Source organism: Streptomyces sp. NPDC101393, from assembly GCF_044767385.1.
Lineage (GTDB): Bacteria > Actinomycetota > Actinomycetes > Streptomycetales > Streptomycetaceae > Streptomyces.
The window spans coordinates 213,212-233,445 of sequence record NZ_JBIWNU010000008.1 but is presented as its reverse complement, the minus strand read 5'-3'; the positions used below and the strand labels follow the sequence as shown (position 1 = coordinate 233,445).

Below are 20,234 nucleotides of genomic sequence, written 5' to 3'. Positions count from 1 at the left end.
TCGCGCCGTCGCGCCGGCTCGGTACGCACGCACGCGTACGTGCTCGGACAACGAATTCGGGCAGTGCGCCCTCTGCCGCCGGCCGGGCTTCAGGTATACGTCCGACTTCACCCTCCGACCCCGAATCTCCACCCTGAGCAACCTTGTCGGGCCATTTCCCAGCGCGGCGCCGACCAGTGGTGGCAATCTGCTGAGCAGGAAAAAACAGCAGTACGGAGCCGGAGGTGCACTTACCGTGGCGTCCAACGTCAATCCCACTGTCAGGCGACGCCGATTGGGTCAGGAGCTGCGCAGGCTTCGTGAAGCCAAAGGCATGACAGCGGAAGAGGTGGCGGAGCGGCTGCTTGTCTCGCAGTCGAAGATCAGCCGCCTGGAGAACGGCCGTCGCAGCATCAGCCAGCGCGATGTCCGCGATCTGTGCGGGGTCTATGAGGTCGAGGACCAGCACATGGTCGAATCTCTTATGCAAATGGCCAAGGAGTCCCGGCAGCAGGGCTGGTGGCACGCTTTCGGGAGTCTCTCGCCGACCTACAGCGTCTACATCGGCCTGGAAGCCGATGCGCTGTCCGTGCGGAATTACGAGTCGCTACTGGTTCCCGGGCTCCTCCAGACACCCGAGTACGCGGAGGCCGTGATCCGCGGGATGTGGCCCGAAGCCACTCCGGACGATGTCGAGAGCCGGGTCGGCGTGCGGCTCAAGCGGCAGCAGCGGCTGCACGCCGCCGAGAATCCGCTGCGCTTCTGGGCCGTGATCGACGAGTCGGCCACCCGCCGGGTCGTCGGCAACCGCCAGACGATGCGCGAACAGCTCGATCATCTCGTCGAGTTGAGCCAGCTCCCGCACGTCACCCTGCAAGTGGTTCCGTATGCCGGCGGTTCTCATCCCGGAATGACCGGAACGTTCTCCATCCTGGAGTTCGACGACCCCTCCGACTCCACCACGGTCTATTTGGAGGGCGTCACCAGCGACCTCTACTTGGAGAAGCACGGCGATGTCCACAAGTACGGAATCATGTACGAGCACTTGCGGGCCCAGGCGCTGAACGCGGACCAGACGCGGAAGTTTATCCAGGACGTGGCCAAGGAGTACGCCTCCTGACGTCACCGTGACTGCGGGGCGCGCAAAATACACCACCACCCTGCCCCCGCGGGGTGCACTTTGGCATATGTCATCCGGTCGAGTGATCCACTCACGCGCATTAGCGATGTTGGAGCGTAGCGTCGTCAGCACTCCGAGAAGTCACCGCTTCTCGCCAACCCGAACACACGGGAGTAAGCATGACGAGGCAGCTCAGCACCGATCTGATGTGGCGGAAGTCGACATACTCGGGTAAGGACGGTAATTGCGTCGAGGTCGCCCCTCTGGACGGTGCGGCCGTGGCCGTTCGCGACAGCAAGGCCTCGCACGGCCCGGTCCTGGCCTTCTCCGGGACGGCATGGGCGGCCCTGCTCTCGGACATCGACTGCGGGCGCCTTCACAAGGCCTAGCGCAGCGGGCATCCGTATACGCGATGCAAGCCCTCTCGACTGGTTCGCCGTCCTGGCCGAGGGGGCCCTGTCACCCTCACGGCCACGCGTCCTCGCCCCGCCCCCCGCATACGCATACCCGCCGAGGGAAATTCAGCGGAGCTCGTCGACATAGCGGTCGGTTCCCGGGACGGTCGGGATAAAGGGGGCGACCAATTCCACCGAACCCAGACCGCGCTGCGCCACGACCGAGTCCAGGCCCGTGAAATGCTCGCGCCAGCATGTACGCGGGTCCTGCTCCAGGAACCACAGCAACGTCACACGATTCCCCACCCCCTCCACCTGCTTGACGTAGGACATTCGGTCGTCCGGCAGTGGGTGCGGGGTAAAGGCCAGCACCATGGCCGCAGGGGAATTCGACAGCCTCTCCTTGAGGTGCTCCCCGCGCAGCCATTCAAGAAGGTCCGCACGCCGCTCGGGCCCCTCGGTATCGATGACCTCCATGACCAGACCCGCGTACGGATAATCCAGCGCATGGAAATCGCGGGGGCCGGTCTCTCCGTCCCGGTACACCGTGTCCACATGTTCATGGAATGCCGTGAAAACATGCGTACGGTCGTGATGGACGCGGCCATCCGCATTGAGCCGCTGGTTGATGCCCACACTCCACTTCAGGTGCTCGGCATAGCGGCCTTCGGTGAGCCAATAGGTCGAGAGATAGCACCCGCTGGTCACCGGCCGGGCGACGGCGGAATCCGCTGGATATCTGAGCAGCTGGAGTTCGCGGGTCGCCACCCACCGGCGCCCCGCGAACATCCATGGCATCGCCATCGCACCGGCGATGAAGTGGTCGTCCTCGTACCACCTGTTGTAGGCGCGCTCCTGGCCCGGATGGGGCTCGACCATGGTGATCAGCGCATGCCCGGGACGGACGCCGTACGGGCCGACGCCGGCCAACCGGGCGTACGCCTCCCCTTGCCCGCCCTCTCGCATGCCGTCCTGCTCCTGCGTGCGCTCACTCACCGCGTCCTCCTCCTGGCGCCCATTCCTGACGAGGCGTCAGTTTGGCGCTCCAGCAGGTGAATGGCTAGAGGTGAGGCGGTGGCTGTCGCGCGACCCGCGCCGACGGCGCGTCCCGTTCAGGGCTCAGAAGGGGTGCCTCGTACGGCTTCGCCTCACGCCTCGTGGATGGTCTGGTGGCCGCCCGCCTGATAGATGCGTGCGTGACCGGAGGCGGTCGCGTTCATCTGCACCGATCCGGGTTGCACCTGGTCGCCGGGGGCCAGCAGCGGGTTCAGTTCCTCGTCGAGCACGCGGCGCAGCTCATCGGCGAGCGAAGGGTCGTCCCGCAGCAGCCTGCGCAGCCGGCGCTGCCAGTCGGCGGCGAGCTCTTCCTCGGCCTGGACGTCGCCCTCCTCGCGGGCGGCGAGCAACTCGGCCCGGACCTCGCCGAGTTCGGCTTCGACGGCGGGCACCCGTTCCGGGTGCACCCGGCGCCACAGCGTCACCGCCGCATCCCGGGCGTGCTGCCAGGCGTCGGTCGCCATGCTGCTCACCAAGGCCGTTCCCGCAGCGACCACCAAAGGATCCATGTCCGTGCCCCCATTCGACGCGATGCGCTCCGGTCGCCACCGTAGCCGGACCGGCGGACATCCTCCTCCGGGTTCCCGCACGACGGAGCTCACCATGCGGGCACCCCTGCTCTTCCCCGGCCGGCCGCGTTAACCTCCGTTCACCTCCCCGGCGTGGGCTCGGCACGAACGATGGGACTGCCATGCTGAAGACCTCTTCCACCCCCGTCCCCCCTTTGGCCGCCCGTGCGGCGCGGACCGGTAGTTCACCGGTACGGGAGTTGCTCGCACTCACCGCCCGGCCGGAGGTGATCTCGTTCGCCGGGGGGCTGCCCGCTCCTGCGTTGTTCGACGCGGCAGGCATCGCGGACGCCTTCGCGCAGGTGTTGAGCGCGGACCCGCACCGGGCGTTGCAGTACTCGACCAGCGAGGGTGATCCGGCGCTGCGGGCGGCCGTCGCGGCGCGGGCGGGCGGGCGCGGGCTGGCCACCGACGCCGACGATCTGATCGTGACCACCGGGTCCCAGCAGGGCCTGTCGCTGCTGGCCGGGACGCTGCTCGAACCGGGCGACGTGGTGCTGGTGGAGGACCCCTGCTATCTCGCCGCACTGCAGATATTCTCCTTCGCCGGCGCCCGGGTGGTGCCGGTGCCGACCGACGACGAGGGCCTGGACCCGGCCGCCCTGGACGAGATCGCGGCCCGTGAACACCCCAAGCTGCTCTACGTCGTGCCGACGTTCCAGAACCCCACCGGCCGGACGCTGTCGGCCGAGCGGCGGGCCGCGGTCGCCGAGGTGGCGGCCCGGCGCGGTCTGTGGATCGCCGAGGACGACCCGTACAGCGAGCTGCGCTTCGAAGGGGAGCCGGTGCCGTGGATCGCGGGGTTCCCCGGCGCCGAGGACCGTACGGCGCTGCTCGGCTCGTTCTCCAAGGTGATGGCGCCCGGACTGCGGCTGGGCTGGCTGCGTGCGCCGGCCGCCCTACGGCGTGCCTGTGTCATCGCCAAGCAGGCCACCGATCTGCACACCTCGACGATCGACCAGGCCGCGGTGGCCCGGTACTTGGCGGTCGCGGACCTGGACGCGCATCTGGAGCGGGTCCGCGAGGCGTACCGCGAGCGGCGGAACGCGCTGGTCGACGGGCTGTCCGCGGCGCTCCCTGACGGGTCGCGGTGGAACCGCCCGTCGGGTGGGATGTTCGTGTGGGCGACACTGCCGGACGGGCACGACGCGACGGCGCTGCTGCCGGAGGCGCTGCGGCATGACGTGGCGTACGTCCCGGGCGCACCCTTCTTCGCGGGGCCGCCGGACGCCTCGGCCATGCGCCTGTCGTTCGTGACGCACTCCCCGGACGAGATCCGGGAGGGCCTGGAGCGGCTGTCGGTGGCACTGCGGGGTGCGCACCGGGAGGGGTGAGCGGCGCGGCCCCGGGCCGGTCGGCCGGTGTCGTCGGCGGCCTTCACTTACCGGCCCGGTGGGCCTACCCTGACGCCGCACTGACACATCGTCAGCTCTGGCCGTCGGGGCATCTCCGGGAGGCACGCATGCTGCTGCGGAACAAGACCGTCCTCGTCTCGGGCGTCGGGGCGGGACTCGGCCACCAGGTCGCCGCGGCCTGCGTACGGGACGGCGCGAACGTCGCTCTCGGCGCCCGCACGGAGGCGAACCTCGCCAAGTCCGCGGCGCAGATCGACCCTTCGGGGTCGCGTACGGTCTGGCGGGCGACCGATGTGGGCGATGAGGCGCAGTGCGAGGCGCTGGTCGCGCTCGCCGTGGAGCGGTTCGGCGGCATCGACGCGGTGATCCATGTGGCGGCCCTCGACTCCCTCTTCGGCGGGCTGCGGGACGCCGACTTCGACTCCTGGGCCGATGTCGTCGACGTGAACCTCTTCGGCACGCTGCGGATGACCCGCGCCTGCCTGCCCTCGCTCACCGCGCGCGGGGGCGGCTCGGTGGTGATGATCGGCACCCAGTCGTCGCTCGCCGCCCCCTCGCAGGTGCAGCAGGCCGCGTACGCGGCGTCCAAGGGCGGCCTGGTCTCGGCGATGTACTCGCTGGCACGCGAGCTGGGGCCGGACCGGATACGGGTCAACACCGTGCAGCCGGGCTGGATGTGGGGCCCGCCGGTGGAGGCGTACGTACGGTTCACCGCGCATTCCGAGGGCGTCGCGGAGTCCGAGGTGCTGGGCCGGCTCACCGAACGGATGGCGCTGCCGGAGCTGGCGACGGACGCCGATGTGGCCGAGACCGCGGTCTTTTTGGCCTCGGACCGGGCGCGCGCCATCACGGGCCAGTCCCTGCTGGTCAACGCGGGCGAGCTGATGCGCTGACGCGGGGTTCGCCCCCCTGATCCGTCCGCTGCTTCCCCTTCCCCCCTGCTCTCCCCTCTCCCGCTCCCCTTCCGTTCCTGGTGCGCCCTGCCCGGCCGCGCGGGATCCCGCTCCCGGGCGACTCGCGCGCGGGCGACGGTGGCGATCGCGCGTACTCGGGTGTGCTGTGGTGACGTTCGGGCGATCGGCGCCCGGCGAAGTGTCCGTTCATCGTGGGTTCGGCGGCACGGGCGGGACAACGGCCCCGTGGGTCAAGAGAAAGCAAAATCGTTCGCTTTGCTGATCCTGATTCACATCCGTGACCGCGTTGACTCTTGACCGGGCCGCTCGATGGACGGTTCAATCCCCCAAGTCCCCGCTCCCGCGCGGGGCCCCGCCCCACAGGACGTCACGGCGAAGTGATTCCACGTTCACAAGGCGGACCCCTGGAGGGGGCATGAACAGTCTCGACTGGGCCGTGCTCATCGGCTACTTCGGCGTGATGATCGCGATCGGTGTGTGGTCGCACAAGCGCGTGGACGACGTCAGCGACTTCTTCACCGCGGGCGGCAAGATGCCGTGGTGGCTGTCGGGCATCTCCCATCACATGTCCGGCTACAGCGCGGTGATGTTCACGGGCTACGCCGGTATCTCCTACCAATACGGCATCACCTCCTACGTCACCTGGTCCTTCCCCATCGCCATCGGTATCGCCATCGGCGCCCAGCTGTTCGCGGGGCGGCTGAACCGGCTGCGGTCGCGGCTCGGCGTCGCCTCACCGCTGGAATACCTCAAGAACCGCTACAACGTGCCGACGCAGCAGGCGCTCGCCTGGTCCGGTGTGCTGCTGAAGATCGTGGACGTGGGCGCCAAGTGGGCGGCCATCGCCACCCTGTTGTCCGTGTTCACCGGCATGTCCCTCAACCAGGGCATCCTCATCACCGGGGTGATCACCGGCATCTACTGCACGGTCGGCGGGCTGTGGGCGGACGCGCTCACCGAACTGGGGCAGTTCATCATCCAGTTGCTGGCCGGTATCGCGATGCTGGTCACCGTCATGGGGGAGCTCGGCGGCTTCAGCTCGCTGTGGACCGTGTGGGACAAGCTGCCGGACTCCCACACCCAGCCCACCGTCGGCCCGTACACGCTCACCTTCCTGCTGGCCTATCTCTTCATCAAGACCTTCGAGTACAGCGGCGGCATGTGGAATCAGGCCCAGCGCTACATGGCCACCCGCAACGCCCAGCAGGCCAAGCGCTCGGCGCGCCTGTCGGCCGCACTGTGGTTCATCTGGCCGGCGGTGCTCTTCTTCCCGATGTGGGTGGCGCCGCTGCTGGTCAAGGCGCAGAAGCCGGACGCCTCCGACTCGTACGCGCTGCTGACCGAACGCCTGCTGCCGCACGGCCTGCTGGGCCTGGTCATCGTCGGCTTCTTCTCGCACACGATGGCCATGTGCTCCTCGGACGCCAACGCCATCTCCGCGGTCTTCACCCGCGATATCGCGCCCGCGCTGCCGAAGCTGGGCGAGAAGGCCCGCAACTGGTCCCACCGGGCGGGGCTGCTGGCCGCGCGGCTGTCGACCGTGTCGTTCCTGGCCCTGTCGATGGCGATCGCGACCCAGGTCAACTCCCCGACCTTCAAGGACATCATCACCGTCGTCATCAAGTGGGTGGCCGGGCTCGTCGGGCCGATCTCCATCCCGTTCCTCTTCGGCATGCTGCCGATGTTCCGCCGGTCCGGGCCGACGGCGGCGCTGACGTCCTGGGCGGCCGGACTGTTCGCCTTCTGGCTGACGAACTACGGGCTGAGCGAGGTCCAGCTGCAGATCCAGATCGTGGCGCCGGTCGCGACCTCACTGGTCCTCTTCATCCTCATCGGCCTCATCAGGCCGGAGGCCACACCGGAGCGGGACGCGCTGCTGGCCCGTATCAACTCCGGTGACGACAGCGACGGTTCGCGGGCGGCCGAGGTGCCGATTCCCGCGCAGGCGGCGCCGGGCGCCGGGGTGCAGGACACCGGGGGCGTCGAGGGTGAGGCGCCGAAGCGCCGGTGAGGTGCCGGGGGCGGGGCCGGGTGCGGGAGTCCGTGGCCGGCCCCGCCCCCGGGCGCGTGCCTGGCCCCGCCCTGGGCTCACGCGCGCGGGTAGCGTGCCAGCCAGCCCGGCGCCGAGCCGGCCGGGCCGTGCAGGGCGGGGCCCTGGGTCATCTCCAGCGCGAAGTCGTCGGCGAGCTGAAGGATCGTGTCCCGGCCCTCCAGCTCGACCAGCCACACCGGCGGCAACGCCGTCTCGCCGTGCAGTGTGCCCAGCAGATTGCCGCAGATCGCGCCGGTCGAGTCGCTGTCGCCGCTGTGGTTGACGGCCAGCAGCAGGCCGTGCCGGATGTCCTCCGCGACCAGCGCGCAGTACACGCCGATCGACAGCGCCTCCTCCGCCGTCCAGCCCTCCCCCAGCGACTCCACCCGGGACGGCGTCGGCATGCCCTGCCGTACGGCGCCGAGCGCGCGCTTGAGGGCGTCGGTGGTCTCCTCGTGGCCGGGGCGGGTCGCCAGATGCGCCAGCGCCTTCTGGACGGCGCCGTCCAGGTCCTCACCGCGGGCCAGTGAGTGGCTGATGACCGCGAAGGCGCCGGCCGCCAGGTAGCCGGTGGGGTGGCCGTGCGTCTGGGCCGCGCACTCGGCGGCGAGCTGGAAGACCAGCTGCGGCTCCCAGCCGACCAGCAGGCCGAACGGCGCGGAGCGCATCACGGCGCCGCAGCCCTTGGAGTCGGCGTTCTTGGGCTTGTCGAGGGTGCCCATCACCTCGTCGCCCAGGCCGGTCAGGCAGGCCCGTCCGGGCGCCCGCCGGGAGTACAGCCACTCCTCGCGGGCGAGCCAGCCGTCGTCCTGGTTGCGCTCGTCCGGGCCCCAGTCGCGCTGGGTGGCGGCCCAGCGCAGGTAGGCGCGGTGGACGTCGGTGGGCGGGTGCCAGGCGCCGGTGTCGCGGCGGACCTGCGCGCGGATCAGTCCGTCGACCGTGAACAGCGTCATCTGGGTGTCGTCGGTGACCGCACCGCGCCGCCCGAAGGCCGGGACGAAGTCCGTCACCCCGTCCTGCCCGTGTGCCTCGCGGATCGCGTCGAGGGCATCGAATTCGATCCCCGCGCCGAGCGCATCGCCGATGGCGCCGCCGAGCAGGCAGCCGCGTACCCGGCTGCGGAAGTCCTGCTGTTCGGCGCGGCCCCAGATAGCGGTGCTGCCTGCCGCTGTACTCACTGCGCCCCTCCCGAAGCTCACCACGTCCCGGGGCCTTGCGGACGCCCCTGGCGCAGCACTGTAATCGACCTTGAATGATCAACTTAGGGCCGGGATCGCATTGGGAAGAGTCACCCTCGGGGCGGCTTTTGACCGGTACGGTCCCGATCGGTAGAAGTCTGCTCGGTACGCGACCGATCGGTACCCGTCCCGCCGACGCGTACGCCCTGCCGCCGCGAGCCGTCCACCCGCCGTCCACCACCACCTCGCCCCGGGAGCACCCACGATGACGCTGCGCTGTGCCGTACTCGACGACTACCAGGACGTCGCCCTCACCCTGGCCGACTGGTCCGTTCTGGACGGCGCCGTGGACGTCCGTACGCTCGGTCTGCCGTTCCGCTCCGCGGACGAGGTCGTCGAGGCGATCGGCGACTGCGAGATCGTCGTGGCGATGCGCGAGCGCACCCCGTTCCCGGCCTCGCTGCTCGCCCGGCTGCCCCGCCTCCGGCTGCTCATCACCTCCGGGATGCGCAACGCATCCATCGACCTGAGCGCCGCCGCCCAGCACGGCGTCACCGTCTGCGGTACGGGCAGCAACACCGAACCGCCCGTCGAACTGACCTGGGCACTCATCCTCGGCCTGGCCCGCAACGTCGTCGCCGAGAGCACCGCGATGCGCACCGGCGGCCCCTGGCAGTCCACCCTGGGCACCGATCTGCACGGCCGCCGGCTCGGGCTGCTGGGCCTGGGCAAGATCGGCACCCGGGTGGCCCGGATCGGTCAGGCCTTCGGCATGGACGTCGTCGCCTGGAGCCGGAATCTGACCGCCGAACGCGCCGCGGAGGCGGGGGTGACCGCCACCGCCACCAAGGAAGAGCTGCTGGAGACCAGCGACTTCGTCTCCGTGCACCTCGTTCTCGGCGACCGCACCCGCGGCCTGCTCGACGCCGACGCACTCCGCCGGATGCGGTCCACCGGCTATCTGGTCAACACCTCGCGCGCGGCCATCGTGGATCAGCCGGCGCTGCTGCGGGCCCTGCGGGAGAACTGGATCGCGGGCGCCGGCCTGGACGTCTTCGACCACGAGCCACTGGCCGCCGACGACCCGTTGCGCACCCTCCCGAACGTCCTCGCCCTGCCGCACCTCGGCTATGTCACCCGGCGCAACTACGAGGGCTACTTCCAGCAGGCGGTCGAGGACATCACCGCCTACCTGGCCGGGACTCCGGTACGGCAGCTCGGCTGACCCGGCCCGGATCGGCCGCGCGCCACGCGTCCGGCCGGAGCCGGTCATGCGTCCGGCCGGAGCCAGTCACGCGTTCGACCTTGCGGCGGCCGCCTGCGGGGCATGCTTCCCCCATGTCCGAGTACGAGTGGGATCGCACCACCATGGCCGTCGTCGCCTCTGCGCTCTCCGGCGACAGCGACGGTGCGGTGGAACTCCTCCGTCCGCTCCCGCAGCGCGACGTGTGTCATATCGCGGTGCGGCTGGCCGCCATGGCCGCCGACGCGCTGATCGTCGCCGCCCAGGACAGCGGGGGCGACCGCGAGGAGGCACTGTCGCAATGGCAGCAGTGCATCCTGCAGCACGAGTCGGAGTACGAAGGGGAGTAGGCGGCGCGGGGGCAGTTCATCCGCCCCCGCGCCGCCTCCTCGCACCGTCGGCTACTCCAGTACCGGCAGCAGCTCCGGCAGATGCCCGTCCGAGGCGAGCGCCGCGGACTGCCGCTCGTCCGTGACCGGTCCGTAGGTCGTGGTGCGGGGGCGGGCCGGGCGGCCCGCCGCGTCGGCGATGGCGATCAGGTCCTGGATGGAGCGGTAGGAGCCGTAACTCGACCCCGCCATACGGGAGATGGTCTCCTCCATGAGGGTGCCGCCGAGGTCATTGGCACCGGAACGCAGCATTTCGGCGGCGCCCTCGGTGCCGAGCTTGACCCAGCTGGTCTGGATGTTGGTGATGTACGGGTGGAGGAGCAGCCGCGCCATGGCCGTCACGGCGCGGTTGTCGCGGGTGGTGGGGCCGGGCCGGGCGATACCCGCGAGGTAGACGGGGGCGTTGGTGTGGATGAACGGGAGAGTGACGAACTCCGTGAAGCCCTCGACCCCCTTGGCCAGCGCCTCCCGCTGGATGTCGGCGAGCACCCGGAAGTGGCCGAGCCAGTGGCGCGGCTGGTCGACATGGCCGTACATCATCGTCGAGGAGGAGCGGATGCCCAGCTCATGGGCGGTCTTGATGACCTCGACCCAGGTGGCGGTGGGGAGCTTGCCCTTGGTGAGGATCCAGCGGACCTCGTCGTCGAGGATCTCGGCGGCCGTGCCGGGGATGGTGTCGAGACCCGCGGCCTTGGCTTCGGTGAGCCATTCGCGAATGGACATGCCCGTGCGCGTCGCGCCGTTGACGACCTCCATCGGGGAGAAGGCGTGCACATGCATGCCGGGGACGCGTTCCTTGACGGCCCGCGCGATGTCGAAATAGGCCGTGCCGGGCAGGTCGGGGTGGATGCCGCCCTGCATGCAGACCTCGACGGCGCCGACGTCCCAGGCCTGCTGGGCGCGGTCGGCGACCTGGGAGAGGGAGAGGGTGTAGGCGTCGGCATCGGTGCGGCGCTGCGCGAAGGCGCAGAAACGGCAGCCGGTGTAGCAGACGTTGGTGAAGTTGATGTTCCTGGTGGTGATGTAGGTGACGTCGTCGCCGACCGTGGCGCTGCGCAGGTCGTCGGCGATGCGGCAGAGCGCGTCCAGGGCGGGGCCGTCGGCGTGCAGCAGGGCCAGGGCTTCGTCGTCGGTGAGCCGGGTGGGGTCGTCGGCTGCCTGCTTCAGCGCCTGGCGGACGTCCGCGTCGATGCGGGACGGCACCATGCCGGGGGCCGCGGCCTCGCGCAGCGCCTCCCAGTCGCCGTAGACCTCGTCGAAGTCGTCCCGGCGGTCGGCGGTGCGGCCTTCGGTGTCGATGGTGTGGTGCAGGTCCGTACGGCCCGTGGCGCTCATCGAGAAGCCCTCGTCGGGCTCCTGCCAGGGGCGGCCCTCGACGACGGCGTCCTCGACGGCCAGGCCGGTGACCGGGTCGGCGAGCGCGCGGACGTGCGGCACCAGCCGGGGGTCGAGCCAGGGCTCGCCGCGCTGGATGAACTCGGGGTAGATCGGCAGCCGTTCGCGCAGCTCGAAGCCGCAGCCGGCGGTGCGCGCGGTCAGGTCGTCGATCTGCGGCCAGGGGCGCTCGGGGTTCACGTGGTCGCGGGTCAGCGGGGAGACGCCGCCCCAGTCGTCGATGCCGGCGCCGATGAGCAGCTCGTACTCCCCGTCGACGAGATTCGGCGGGGCCTGGATGCGGGTCGAGGGACCCATGATGTGCCGCGCCACCGCGATCGTCGCGGCCAGCTCCTCCAGCTCGGCGTCCGGCATTCCGCGCATCGCCGTGTCCGGCTTGGCGCGGAAGTTCTGCATGATGAGTTCCTGGATGCCGTGGTAGGCGCGCTGGACGCGGCGCAGCGCGAAGATCGACTCGGCGCGCTCCTCGTACGTCTCGCCGATCCCGATCAGCAACCCGGTGGTGAAGGGGACGTTGGAGCGGCCGGCGTCCTCCAGGACGCGCAGCCGGACGGCCGGTTCCTTGTCGGGCGAGCCGTGGTGCGGGCCGCCGGGCTCGCTCCACAGCCGCTCGGCGGTGGTCTCCAGCATCATGCCCAGGGAGGGCGCGACGGGCTTGAGCCGCTGGAAGTCGGTCCAGGACATCACGCCGGGGTTGAGGTGCGGCAGCAGCCCGGTCTCCTCCAGGACGCGGATGGCCATGGCGCGTACGTAGGAGAGCGTGTCGTCGTAGCCGTGCGCCTCCAGCCATTCGCGGGCCTCGGGCCAGCGGTCCTCGGGCCTGTCGCCGAGCGTGAACAGCGCTTCCTTGCAGCCCATTTCGGCGCCGCGGCGGGCGATGTCGAGCACCTCGTCGGGCGAGAGGAACATGCCGTGGCCGTCGCGGCGCAGCTTGCCGGGGACGGTGACGAAGGTGCAGTAGTGGCACTTGTCGCGGCAGAGCCGGGTGAGGGGGATGAACACCCCTTTGGAGTACGTGATGACGCCGGGGCGGCCGGCCGCCTCCAGGCCGGCATCGCGCACCCGGGCGGCCGAGGCGCACAGGTCCCGCAGGTCATCGCCGCGGGCCTGGAGCAGCACCGCGGCCTCGACGACATCCAGCGCCACGCCGTCGCGGGCGCGCCGCAGTGCCCGGCGCATGGCGTTCGCCGTCGGCGGCGCCGGGCGGTCGGCGGCCGTCCCGGGGTCGGTCCCTCGGTCGGATCCCTGGTCAGGTCCCTGCGCGCTGGAAGTCATCCTCCGAGCATACGAGCGCCCGCCGACAAGGCCGCCGTCCGGCAACCGGCGTCCGGTGTGCCACTGATCACGTCAGACGGAGGTTCCCTCCGTACCGCGGGCGGGCACTTCCCGGTGGCGGCGCCCCGCACGCTTCGCAGGCCTTGGCGGCCCTTGGCGGGAACAGGAAGCGGTCCCGGCCCCGCCGCAGCGGCGCGCCGGCCGCTACATGCTGTTCAGCAGCTCGTCGGAGTAGGTCCGGGTCAGGAACTCCATGTTGTGGCCGTCCGGGTCGTTCAGGTAGAGACCACGGCCGCCGTCCAGGGTGTTGATGACCTGGGGCCGGGTGTGCCGGGGGTCCGCCCAGTACGGCAGCTCACGCGCCTCTATACGGGCAAGGATCGCGTCGAACTCCTCCTCCGTCACCAGGAACGCGTAGTGCGTGGGCAGGAAGTCCCGCCCGGCGGCGACATGCTCCGCGTAATCCAGGGCCACCCCGTTGTCCAGCCGGAGAGCGGCGAACGGACCGAACGCCTGAGGCTCGGGGGCGTCCAGCAGGTCCGCCAGGAACTGCGCGGAGGCGAAACGGTCGGTGCTGTGCACGATCGTGTGGTCGAGTCGCGGCATGAGGATCTCCTTGGGCCGTAGGTCTGCGTGACGCACCGCCCGTGCGGTGCGGTACGTCGCGCTCGACGCTACGACCGGCCGGCCCACCGGGGATCGGTCCCGGGTACCTACCTGCCGCGCGGTCGGTACACCGATGGTCCTAGGGCCTTCGGTTGGATCAGGCCGTCGGGGTCAGGCCGTTGGGATCAGGCCGTTGGGATCAGGCCGGGTGTGTCACAAATACTGCGCGAAGTCGTCCAGCGTCCGCAGGACCTCCGCCTCCCCGGCCGGCGGCAGTTGCAGTACCACCTCCGGCAGGCCCAGCTCGCGGTAGTGCGCCAGCTTCCCCGCCGACGGGCGCACGGCGTACGGCACCACCACCGGCGCGCCCTCGCGCCCGGCGTCCGCCCATGCCTGCCGCAGCACCGGAAGGTTCTCGGCCAGCCCCCGGCCGCCGATCGGCAGCCAGCCGTCCGCGTACTCGGCGATCTGCCCGAAGAGCTTGGGGCCGGCCGCGCCGCCGATCAGGGTGCGCGGTGCGCCGTGCACGGGCTTGGGGTGCGCCAGGGAGGCGCGTACCGAACCGAACTCTCCCTTGTAGGACGTGGGCTCGTCGGCCCACAGGGCGCGCATCAGCGCCACCCGGTCGCGCGTCAGCTCGCGCCGGGTGGACCACTGCACTCCGTGGTCGGCGGCCTCCTCGACGTTCCAGCCGTAGCCGACACCGAAGGTGAAGCGGCCGCCGGAGAGGAAGTCGAGTGTCGCGATCTGCTTGGCGAGGCCGACCGGGTCGTGCTGGCCGACGAGCGTGATGCCGGTGCCCAGCCCGAGTCGCTCGGTGACGGCGGCGGCCTGGCCGAGCGCCACGAACGGGTCGAGGGTCCGGCCGTATTCGCGGGGCAGCGGCTCCCCCATGGGGGCGGGGGTGTCCCGGCTCGCCGGGATGTGGGTGTGCTCGGGGAGATAGAGCCCGGCGAAGCCGCGCTGCTCCAGTTCACGGGCCAGCCGGTCCGGCCGGATCGTCTCGTCGGTCAGGAAGATCGTGGTCGCGATCCGCATACGGGAACACCTCCGCGTAAGGCGTGTGGGCACCGAATGTTGCCCTACCGACCGCCGGTTATCCACAGGCCTTTCGCTCCGTGTCACACCCGCGTACAACAGTTTTCACGCGAGGACACGAGGCGGATACGCACCGATACGCGACGACACATCCATCCGATGCCTGGGGGGACGGGAATGGACCGGCGTGACGTTCTGAGGCTGTCGGCGGTTGCGGGCGCGGCAGGCGCGCTTACGCTCAAAGCTGTGAGCTTCGCCGACGCAGCACCCGCGGGCGGGGGCCCGGCGGAAGACGAGGGCGGCGGCCGCACCGGCGGTGAACAGCGCCGCACGGTGACCGGCCATCTGCCCGTGGGCGCGCCGGACTTCGTCTATCTGCCCGTCGAAGTGCCCGAGGGCGTCCGGGAGATCGCCGTCTCCTACCGCTACGACAGGCCCACCGTCCCCGAGGGCACCGCCGGCAACGCCTGCGACATCGGCATTTTCGACGAGCGGGGCACGGACCTGGGCGGCGCGGGCTTCCGCGGCTGGTCGGGCGGGGCGCGCTCGGAGTTCTTCCTGCGCGCCGACGACGCCACTCCGGGCTACCTCCCGGGCCCTGTCCACGCCGGCACCTGGCACCTCGCCCTCGGCCCGTACACCGTCGCGCCCCAGGGCCTCGCCTACGAGGTCACGATCACCCTCCGGTACGGCCCCCGGGGCCACACTCCGGTGCCCGTCTACCCTCCCGAGCGCGCCCGGGGCCGCGGCCGCGCCTGGTACCGCGGTGACAATCACGTGCACTCCGTGCACTCCGACGGCAGACGCACCCCCGCCGAGATCGCCGCACTGGCCCGCGCCGCCGGGCTGGACTTCCTCACCACCGCCGAGCACAACACCACGTCCTCGCACCGCGCCTGGGAGCACCTCTGGGGCGATGACCTGCTCATTCTCACCGGCGAGGAGATCACCACCCGCAATGGCCACGTCGTGGCGATGGGCACCGACCCCGGCGTCTTCATCGACTGGCGCTACCGCGCCCGCGACAACGCCTTCGGCACGTACGCCCGCGCCGTGCGCCGGGCCGGCGGTCTGGTGATCCCGGCCCATCCGCACGCCACCTGCATCGGCTGCAACTGGAAGTTCGGGCTCAACGACGCCGACGCCGTGGAGGTCTGGAACGGCCCGTACACCCCCGATGACGAGATCACCCTCGCCGAGTGGGACAACACCCTGGTGGCCCACACCCGCGGCCGCGCCGCCTGGCTGCCCGCCGTCGGCCACAGCGACGCCCACCGCGACCCGGACGTCATCGGCCTCCCGCAGACCGTCGTGCTGGCCGACGACCTGTCCCGCCGCGCCGTGCAGGACGGCATCCGCGCAGGCCGGGTCTGGATCGCGGAGTCCTCGAAGATCGACCTCTCCCTCACCGTCACCGGCGAGCGCGGCGAACACGCCGGTATCGGCGGACGCCTGGAGGCACCTCGCTCCTCGAAGGCCACCGCCCACCTCACCGTCTCCGGAGCCCCGGGCTGCACGGCCTCCTTCGTCACCGACCAGGGCACCCTGTTCACCGCCACCCTCCCCGCATCCGGCACCGGCAAGGTCTCCTGGCAGACCACCCCCGACAACGCCGCCTACATACGCGCCGAGGTCCGCCACCCCGCGACCACCCCCGGCCTCCCGGGCCCGATGGCGGCCCTCACCAACCCGGTGTTCTTGGACCGCCGGGACTGATCCGGGGGGGGGCGGAGCAGAAACCGGGTGCGGAAGCCGAGGGCGGAAGCCAGGAGCGGATGCCGGGAGCGGAAGCCGGGAGCGGAAGCCGAGGGCGGAAGCCGGGAGCGGAGCCCGAGGGCGGAGGCAGGGAGCGGAAACCGGGAGCGGAAGCCGAACGCGGATGCCGGGAGCGGAAGCCAGGAGCGGAAGCCGAGCGCGGAAGCCAGGAGCGGAGCCCGAGGCCGGAGGGCGGGGAGCGGAAGCCGGGAGCGGAAGCCGAACGCGGATGCCGGGAGCGGAAGCCGAGCGCGGAAGCCAGGAGCGGAGCCCGAGGCCGGAGGCAGGGAGCGGAAGCCGAGCGCGGAAGCCGGGAGCGGTGGCCTGGAGCGGTGGCCTGGAGCCGTAACCCCGAGCAGACCCCTGAGCCCGAGCAGGCCCCGTAACCCGGGCAGGCCCTGAGCCGGAGCAGACCCCGGAAACGGAGCAGCACCGCAGTCGTCGCCGGCCCCGCAGCCGAAGCAGACCCGGAGCCGGAGTCAGAGCAGCACCGCAGCCGAAGCAGACCCCGGAGCCGGAGCAAACCGGCAGTCGGAGCAGGTACCGGGCACCGAACGCCGGGCACCGGGCCCCGAACGACGGGCACCGAACGCCGGGCTCCGGGCACCGGGCCCCGGGCACCGGGCACCGAACGCCGGGCACCGGGCACTGCGCACCGCGCACCGGGCACCGGGCACCGGGCACCGCGCACCGCGCACCGCGCACCGCGCACCGCGCACCGCGCACCGGCCCCGAACGCCAGGCTCCTAACGCCGATGGCTCGAACTGCCCCGACGCGCGGGAACAACCGGAGCCTGCCGCCGGTTACACCACATCAGTTCCGCCCCCATGAGGAGGATTTACGATGCGCGCCCTTGTAGTCGACCACTCCGCCGCCGGCCGTCTCGCCCTCGGCACCGTTCCCGACCCGGTTCCCGGCCCCGATGAAGCGCTCGTCAAGATCGCCGCGATCTCGCTGAACTACGGCGAGCTGCCCAAGTCCGACGACGCCGCCGAAGGGACCGTCCCCGGCTGGGATGCCGCCGGCGTGGTCGAGCGGGCCGCCGCCAACGGCCGCGGCCCCCAGCCCGGCGACCGCGTCGTCACCTGGGGCCTCAACGCCGGCTGGGCCGAGTTGCGCGCCGTCCCGGTCGGCGAACTCGCCGTGCTGCCCGCCGCGGTGACCTTCGCCGACGCCGCCGCGCTCCCCGTGGCAGGACTCACGGCGCTCCGCGCACTGCGCACCGCCGGCGTCCGACCGGGACAGCGTGTCGCCATCACCGGCGCGTCCGGTGGCGTGGGGCGCTTCGCCGTCCAGCTCGCCCACCTGGCGGGCGCCGAGGTGTACGCCCTCGTCGGCAGCCCGGCCCGCGGTGCGGGGCTGGCCGCGCTCGGCGCCGACCACGTCCTGACCGGGGCGGAAGGGATCGACACCCCGGTCGACGTGGTCCTCGACAACGTCGGTGGCTCCCTCCTCGCCGAGCTGCTCGGCCATATCGCTCCCGACGGCAAGGTCATCTCGATCGGCGCCACTTCGGGCGAGCCGACCCCGATCCAGCCCTACCAACTCGTCCTCAACCGCCTGACCCTCGTGGGCATCCAGGCGGGCGGCGACACCGGTGCCGATCTCGGCCACCTCGTCCGCCTCCTGGCCGAGGGCCGGCTCCAGCCGAGCGTCGACCGGGTCGCCAGCTGGGAGGAGGCAGGCAAGACCGCCCTCGCCCTCCTCGACCGCGAGATCCGCGGCAAGGCCGTCCTCACCGTCAGCTGAGCGGTCCGTCAGCTGAGCGGTCCGCCAACTGAGCGGACCGTCAACTGACCTGCCAGGTCCGGCGGATCAGCCGCACAGAGGGAGAAGCGGCCGGCACGAAGAAGCAGGCCGGTGCCACGGTGCTGCTGAAGGGTTCCGCGAAGGGGCTGAGCGGCACCGGTTCGCAGGTGTGCGACCAGGGACACCGCGCAGGGTGCCGGGGGCCGTCGAAGCGGGCGACCTGTTCGGCGGCAACACCCGTCTGCCGGACTTCGGCAAGGACGGCAACGCCGACCTCGCGGTGTCCGCACCCGGCGAGAACGGCCACAGCGGCGCCGCGTGGTCCCTGCCGGGCAGCTCCGGCGACACCACCGCACGGGGAGCGGTCGCGTCCACCCCACGCCGACTGGGGACGGCCGCGGCCCCGAAGGCCACCTTCGGCAGCAACGTCGCCGGCTCGACCGACACCCCGCTGAAGGGGAGGGAAGCCAACTGACGTCCGCACGGCAGAGACCGGGGCGGGAACCGGGGCGGGAACCGGACCCCGCTTCCCGCCCCGGTCGGCGGCCTCCCCTCCCAGTGACCGCGCCTACTCCTCCACCACCAGTGCCGGCGTCGACCGCGTCAGCACCTCGCCGCGGAAGAAGGCGGGGCTGCGGCGCTGCATCACCAGCATGATCACGAAGCCGACGAGCAGCAGTCCGACGCCGATGACGAAGACCGAGCCGACGCCGAAAACGGAGCTGCCGGATCCGTAGGCCGGGTTCCACATGTCGATCAGCGTCTTGAAGAAGACGGCCGCCAGGAGCACCCCGCCCAGAGCCGGGAAGATGCCCTTGAACAGCAGATCCCGCATCGAGTTGCGCAGGTCGCGGCGGAAGAACCAGGCGCAGGCGAAGGCCGTGATCGCGTAGTAGAAGCAGATCATGAGGCCGAGCGCGTAGATGGTGTCGATGAGGACGTTCTCGCTGAGGAAGCTCATCACCGCGTAGAAGACGCCGGTGGCCGTGCCCGCCGCGATGGTCGCCCGGCCCGGCGAGCGGAACCGCGGGTGGATGCGGGCGAAGGACGGCGGCAGGGCCTCGTACGCGCTCATCGCCAGCACGGTGCGCGCCACCGGGATGAAGGTGGTCTGGAGGCTGGCGGCGGCCGAGGCGAGGACCGCGACGAACAGCAGCACGCCGAGCACGGTGCCCATGACGGGGTTGGCGAGCGCGGCGAAGACATTGTCGGAGGTGGCCGGGTTGCCGAGCCCGGCGCCCTTGTCGCCGACGCCGGAGAACATCTGCGAGGCGACCGCGGTGAGCAGGTACGAGCCGATCAGCACCAGCATGGCCAGCAGGGCGGCGCGGCCCGGCGTCTTGGCGCTGCCGGAGGTCTCCTCGTTGACGGTGAGACAGGCGTCCCAGCCCCAGAACATGAAGATGGAGAGCGACAGGCCGGCGGTGAAGGCGGAGAAGGACTGGACGGCGAACGGGTCGAGCCAGGTCCAGGAGAAGTCGATGGAGCCGGCGAAGTCGCCGGACTGCGCCTTGATCACGGCCATCACGATGAAGACGGCGAGTACGGCGAGCTGCAGGCCGACCAGGGCGTACTGGACGCCCTTGGTGGCGGTCATGCCGCGGTAACTGATCGCGGTGGCAGCGGCGATGAAGACCAGGCAGGTCAGGACGTGGGCGGCTTTGTTGCCGTCCAGGTCGGCGATGAACTGGCTGCCGGTGAGTTCGCCGAGCAGGAGATAGAAGAACGAGGTGGCGACGCCGGCCAGGTTGGAGAGCACGATGATCGTCGCGATCACCAGCCCCCAGCCGCACATCCAGCCGATGCGGGGCCCGAAGGCCTTCACCGTCCAGGTGAAGGAGGTGCCGCAGTCGGGGACCGCCTTGTTGAGCTCGCGGTAGGCGAAGGCGACCAGCAGCATCGGCAGGAAGCCGGCGAGGAAGACGGCGGGCATCTGCACCCCGACCTCGCCGACGGTGGGGCCGAGCGTCGAGGTGAGGCAGTACACGGGCGCGACGGTCGAGACGCCGATGACCGCGCTGCCGAGCAGCCCCACGGAGTTGCCGCTGAGGCCTTTGCCGCGGGTGTCGCTGCCGGTGGCGGCGACGCTCGTTACCGTGTCTCCGGTCTGGGGCCGGGGGTCTACCTGAACCATGAAAAGGACGTTAGGCCCTGCTGTATCCGTATCCGGAGGATCAGACTCCGC

17 protein-coding genes are annotated in these 20,234 nt (G+C 71.1%); 10 read left to right on the top strand and 7 right to left on the bottom strand.

The genetic code is table 11. The features are described 5' to 3' along the window. Positions 1-235: 235 nt before the first annotated feature. Positions 236-1,099, top strand: a complete 864-nt coding sequence (locus tag ACIRQ7_RS25875) for a helix-turn-helix domain-containing protein (protein ID WP_401472406.1) — start codon at positions 236-238, stop codon at positions 1,097-1,099. Between the two features lie 179 nt (positions 1,100-1,278). Beyond that, positions 1,279-1,488 carry a DUF397 domain-containing protein gene (locus tag ACIRQ7_RS25870; RefSeq protein WP_401472403.1) on the top strand — a complete coding sequence of 70 codons (210 nt, stop codon included), beginning with the start codon at positions 1,279-1,281 and terminating at the stop codon, positions 1,486-1,488. Positions 1,489-1,620: 132 nt separating this feature from the next. On the opposite strand, the gene ACIRQ7_RS25865 is transcribed toward ACIRQ7_RS25870, so the two are convergent. Further along, positions 1,621-2,460 carry a hypothetical protein gene (locus tag ACIRQ7_RS25865; RefSeq protein WP_404265291.1) on the bottom strand — a complete coding sequence of 280 codons (840 nt, stop codon included), beginning with the start codon at positions 2,458-2,460 and terminating at the stop codon, positions 1,621-1,623. Between the two features lie 182 nt (positions 2,461-2,642). Then, positions 2,643-3,014 carry a hypothetical protein gene (locus ACIRQ7_RS25860; RefSeq protein WP_404265088.1) on the bottom strand — a complete coding sequence of 124 codons (372 nt, stop codon included), beginning with the start codon at positions 3,012-3,014 and terminating at the stop codon, positions 2,643-2,645. Positions 3,015-3,241: 227 nt separating this feature from the next. On the opposite strand from ACIRQ7_RS25860, the gene ACIRQ7_RS25855 reads away from it, so the two are divergent. From ACIRQ7_RS25855 to ACIRQ7_RS25845, 3 genes are all read left to right on the top strand, one after another. After that, positions 3,242-4,453: a PLP-dependent aminotransferase family protein gene (locus ACIRQ7_RS25855; RefSeq protein WP_404265087.1), complete on the top strand. Its 1,212-nt coding sequence runs from the start codon at positions 3,242-3,244 to the stop codon at positions 4,451-4,453. Between the two features lie 128 nt (positions 4,454-4,581). Beyond that, complete coding sequence (locus ACIRQ7_RS25850; RefSeq protein WP_404265086.1) at positions 4,582-5,367, top strand: SDR family oxidoreductase; 786 nt, start codon at positions 4,582-4,584, stop codon at positions 5,365-5,367. 436 nt (positions 5,368-5,803) lie between these two features. Further along, the gene (locus tag ACIRQ7_RS25845) at positions 5,804-7,399 is read left to right on the top strand and encodes a sodium:solute symporter family protein (protein WP_403673241.1); all 1,596 of its coding nucleotides are present in this window, start codon (positions 5,804-5,806) and stop codon (positions 7,397-7,399) included. 77 nt (positions 7,400-7,476) lie between these two features. Here ACIRQ7_RS25845 and ACIRQ7_RS25840 read toward each other — a convergent pair whose 3' ends face one another. After that, positions 7,477-8,598, bottom strand: a complete 1,122-nt coding sequence (locus ACIRQ7_RS25840) for an ADP-ribosylglycohydrolase family protein (RefSeq protein ID WP_404265085.1) — start codon at positions 8,596-8,598, stop codon at positions 7,477-7,479. A 265-nt stretch (positions 8,599-8,863) separates the two neighbouring features. On the opposite strand from ACIRQ7_RS25840, the gene ACIRQ7_RS25835 reads away from it, so the two are divergent. Both ACIRQ7_RS25835 and ACIRQ7_RS25830 read left to right on the top strand, forming a co-directional pair. After that, complete coding sequence (locus ACIRQ7_RS25835) at positions 8,864-9,823, top strand: D-2-hydroxyacid dehydrogenase family protein (protein ID WP_404265084.1); 960 nt, start codon at positions 8,864-8,866, stop codon at positions 9,821-9,823. Positions 9,824-9,936: 113 nt separating this feature from the next. Then, the gene (locus ACIRQ7_RS25830) at positions 9,937-10,191 is read left to right on the top strand and encodes a hypothetical protein (protein WP_066931369.1); all 255 of its coding nucleotides are present in this window, start codon (positions 9,937-9,939) and stop codon (positions 10,189-10,191) included. Between the two features lie 51 nt (positions 10,192-10,242). On the opposite strand, the gene ACIRQ7_RS25825 is transcribed toward ACIRQ7_RS25830, so the two are convergent. The 3 genes from ACIRQ7_RS25825 to ACIRQ7_RS25815 form a co-directional block, all read right to left on the bottom strand. Continuing rightward, positions 10,243-12,900: a bifunctional FO biosynthesis protein CofGH gene (locus ACIRQ7_RS25825; protein ID WP_404265083.1), complete on the bottom strand. Its 2,658-nt coding sequence runs from the start codon at positions 12,898-12,900 to the stop codon at positions 10,243-10,245. A 204-nt stretch (positions 12,901-13,104) separates the two neighbouring features. Beyond that, positions 13,105-13,506, bottom strand: coding sequence for a VOC family protein (locus tag ACIRQ7_RS25820; protein WP_404265082.1), 402 nt, complete (start codon positions 13,504-13,506; stop codon positions 13,105-13,107). A 213-nt stretch (positions 13,507-13,719) separates the two neighbouring features. Beyond that, entirely contained in the window at positions 13,720-14,544 is an 825-nt protein-coding gene (locus ACIRQ7_RS25815) for a TIGR03619 family F420-dependent LLM class oxidoreductase (protein WP_404265081.1), read from the bottom strand. Between the two features lie 177 nt (positions 14,545-14,721). Between ACIRQ7_RS25815 and ACIRQ7_RS25810 the strand changes: the two genes are divergently transcribed. From ACIRQ7_RS25810 to ACIRQ7_RS25800, 3 genes are all read left to right on the top strand, one after another. Continuing rightward, positions 14,722-16,260 carry a CehA/McbA family metallohydrolase gene (locus tag ACIRQ7_RS25810; protein WP_404265080.1) on the top strand — a complete coding sequence of 513 codons (1,539 nt, stop codon included), beginning with the start codon at positions 14,722-14,724 and terminating at the stop codon, positions 16,258-16,260. Between the two features lie 883 nt (positions 16,261-17,143). Continuing rightward, entirely contained in the window at positions 17,144-18,049 is a 906-nt protein-coding gene (locus ACIRQ7_RS25805; RefSeq protein ID WP_404265079.1) for a zinc-binding dehydrogenase, read from the top strand. A gap of 193 nt (positions 18,050-18,242) precedes the next feature. After that, on the top strand, positions 18,243-18,524 hold the full coding sequence (locus ACIRQ7_RS25800) for a hypothetical protein (RefSeq protein WP_404265078.1): 282 nt from the start codon (positions 18,243-18,245) through the stop codon (positions 18,522-18,524). Positions 18,525-18,617: 93 nt separating this feature from the next. On the opposite strand, the gene ACIRQ7_RS25795 is transcribed toward ACIRQ7_RS25800, so the two are convergent. Next, the gene (locus tag ACIRQ7_RS25795; RefSeq protein WP_404265077.1) at positions 18,618-20,183 is read right to left on the bottom strand and encodes an APC family permease; all 1,566 of its coding nucleotides are present in this window, start codon (positions 20,181-20,183) and stop codon (positions 18,618-18,620) included. Positions 20,184-20,234 lie beyond the last annotated feature (51 nt).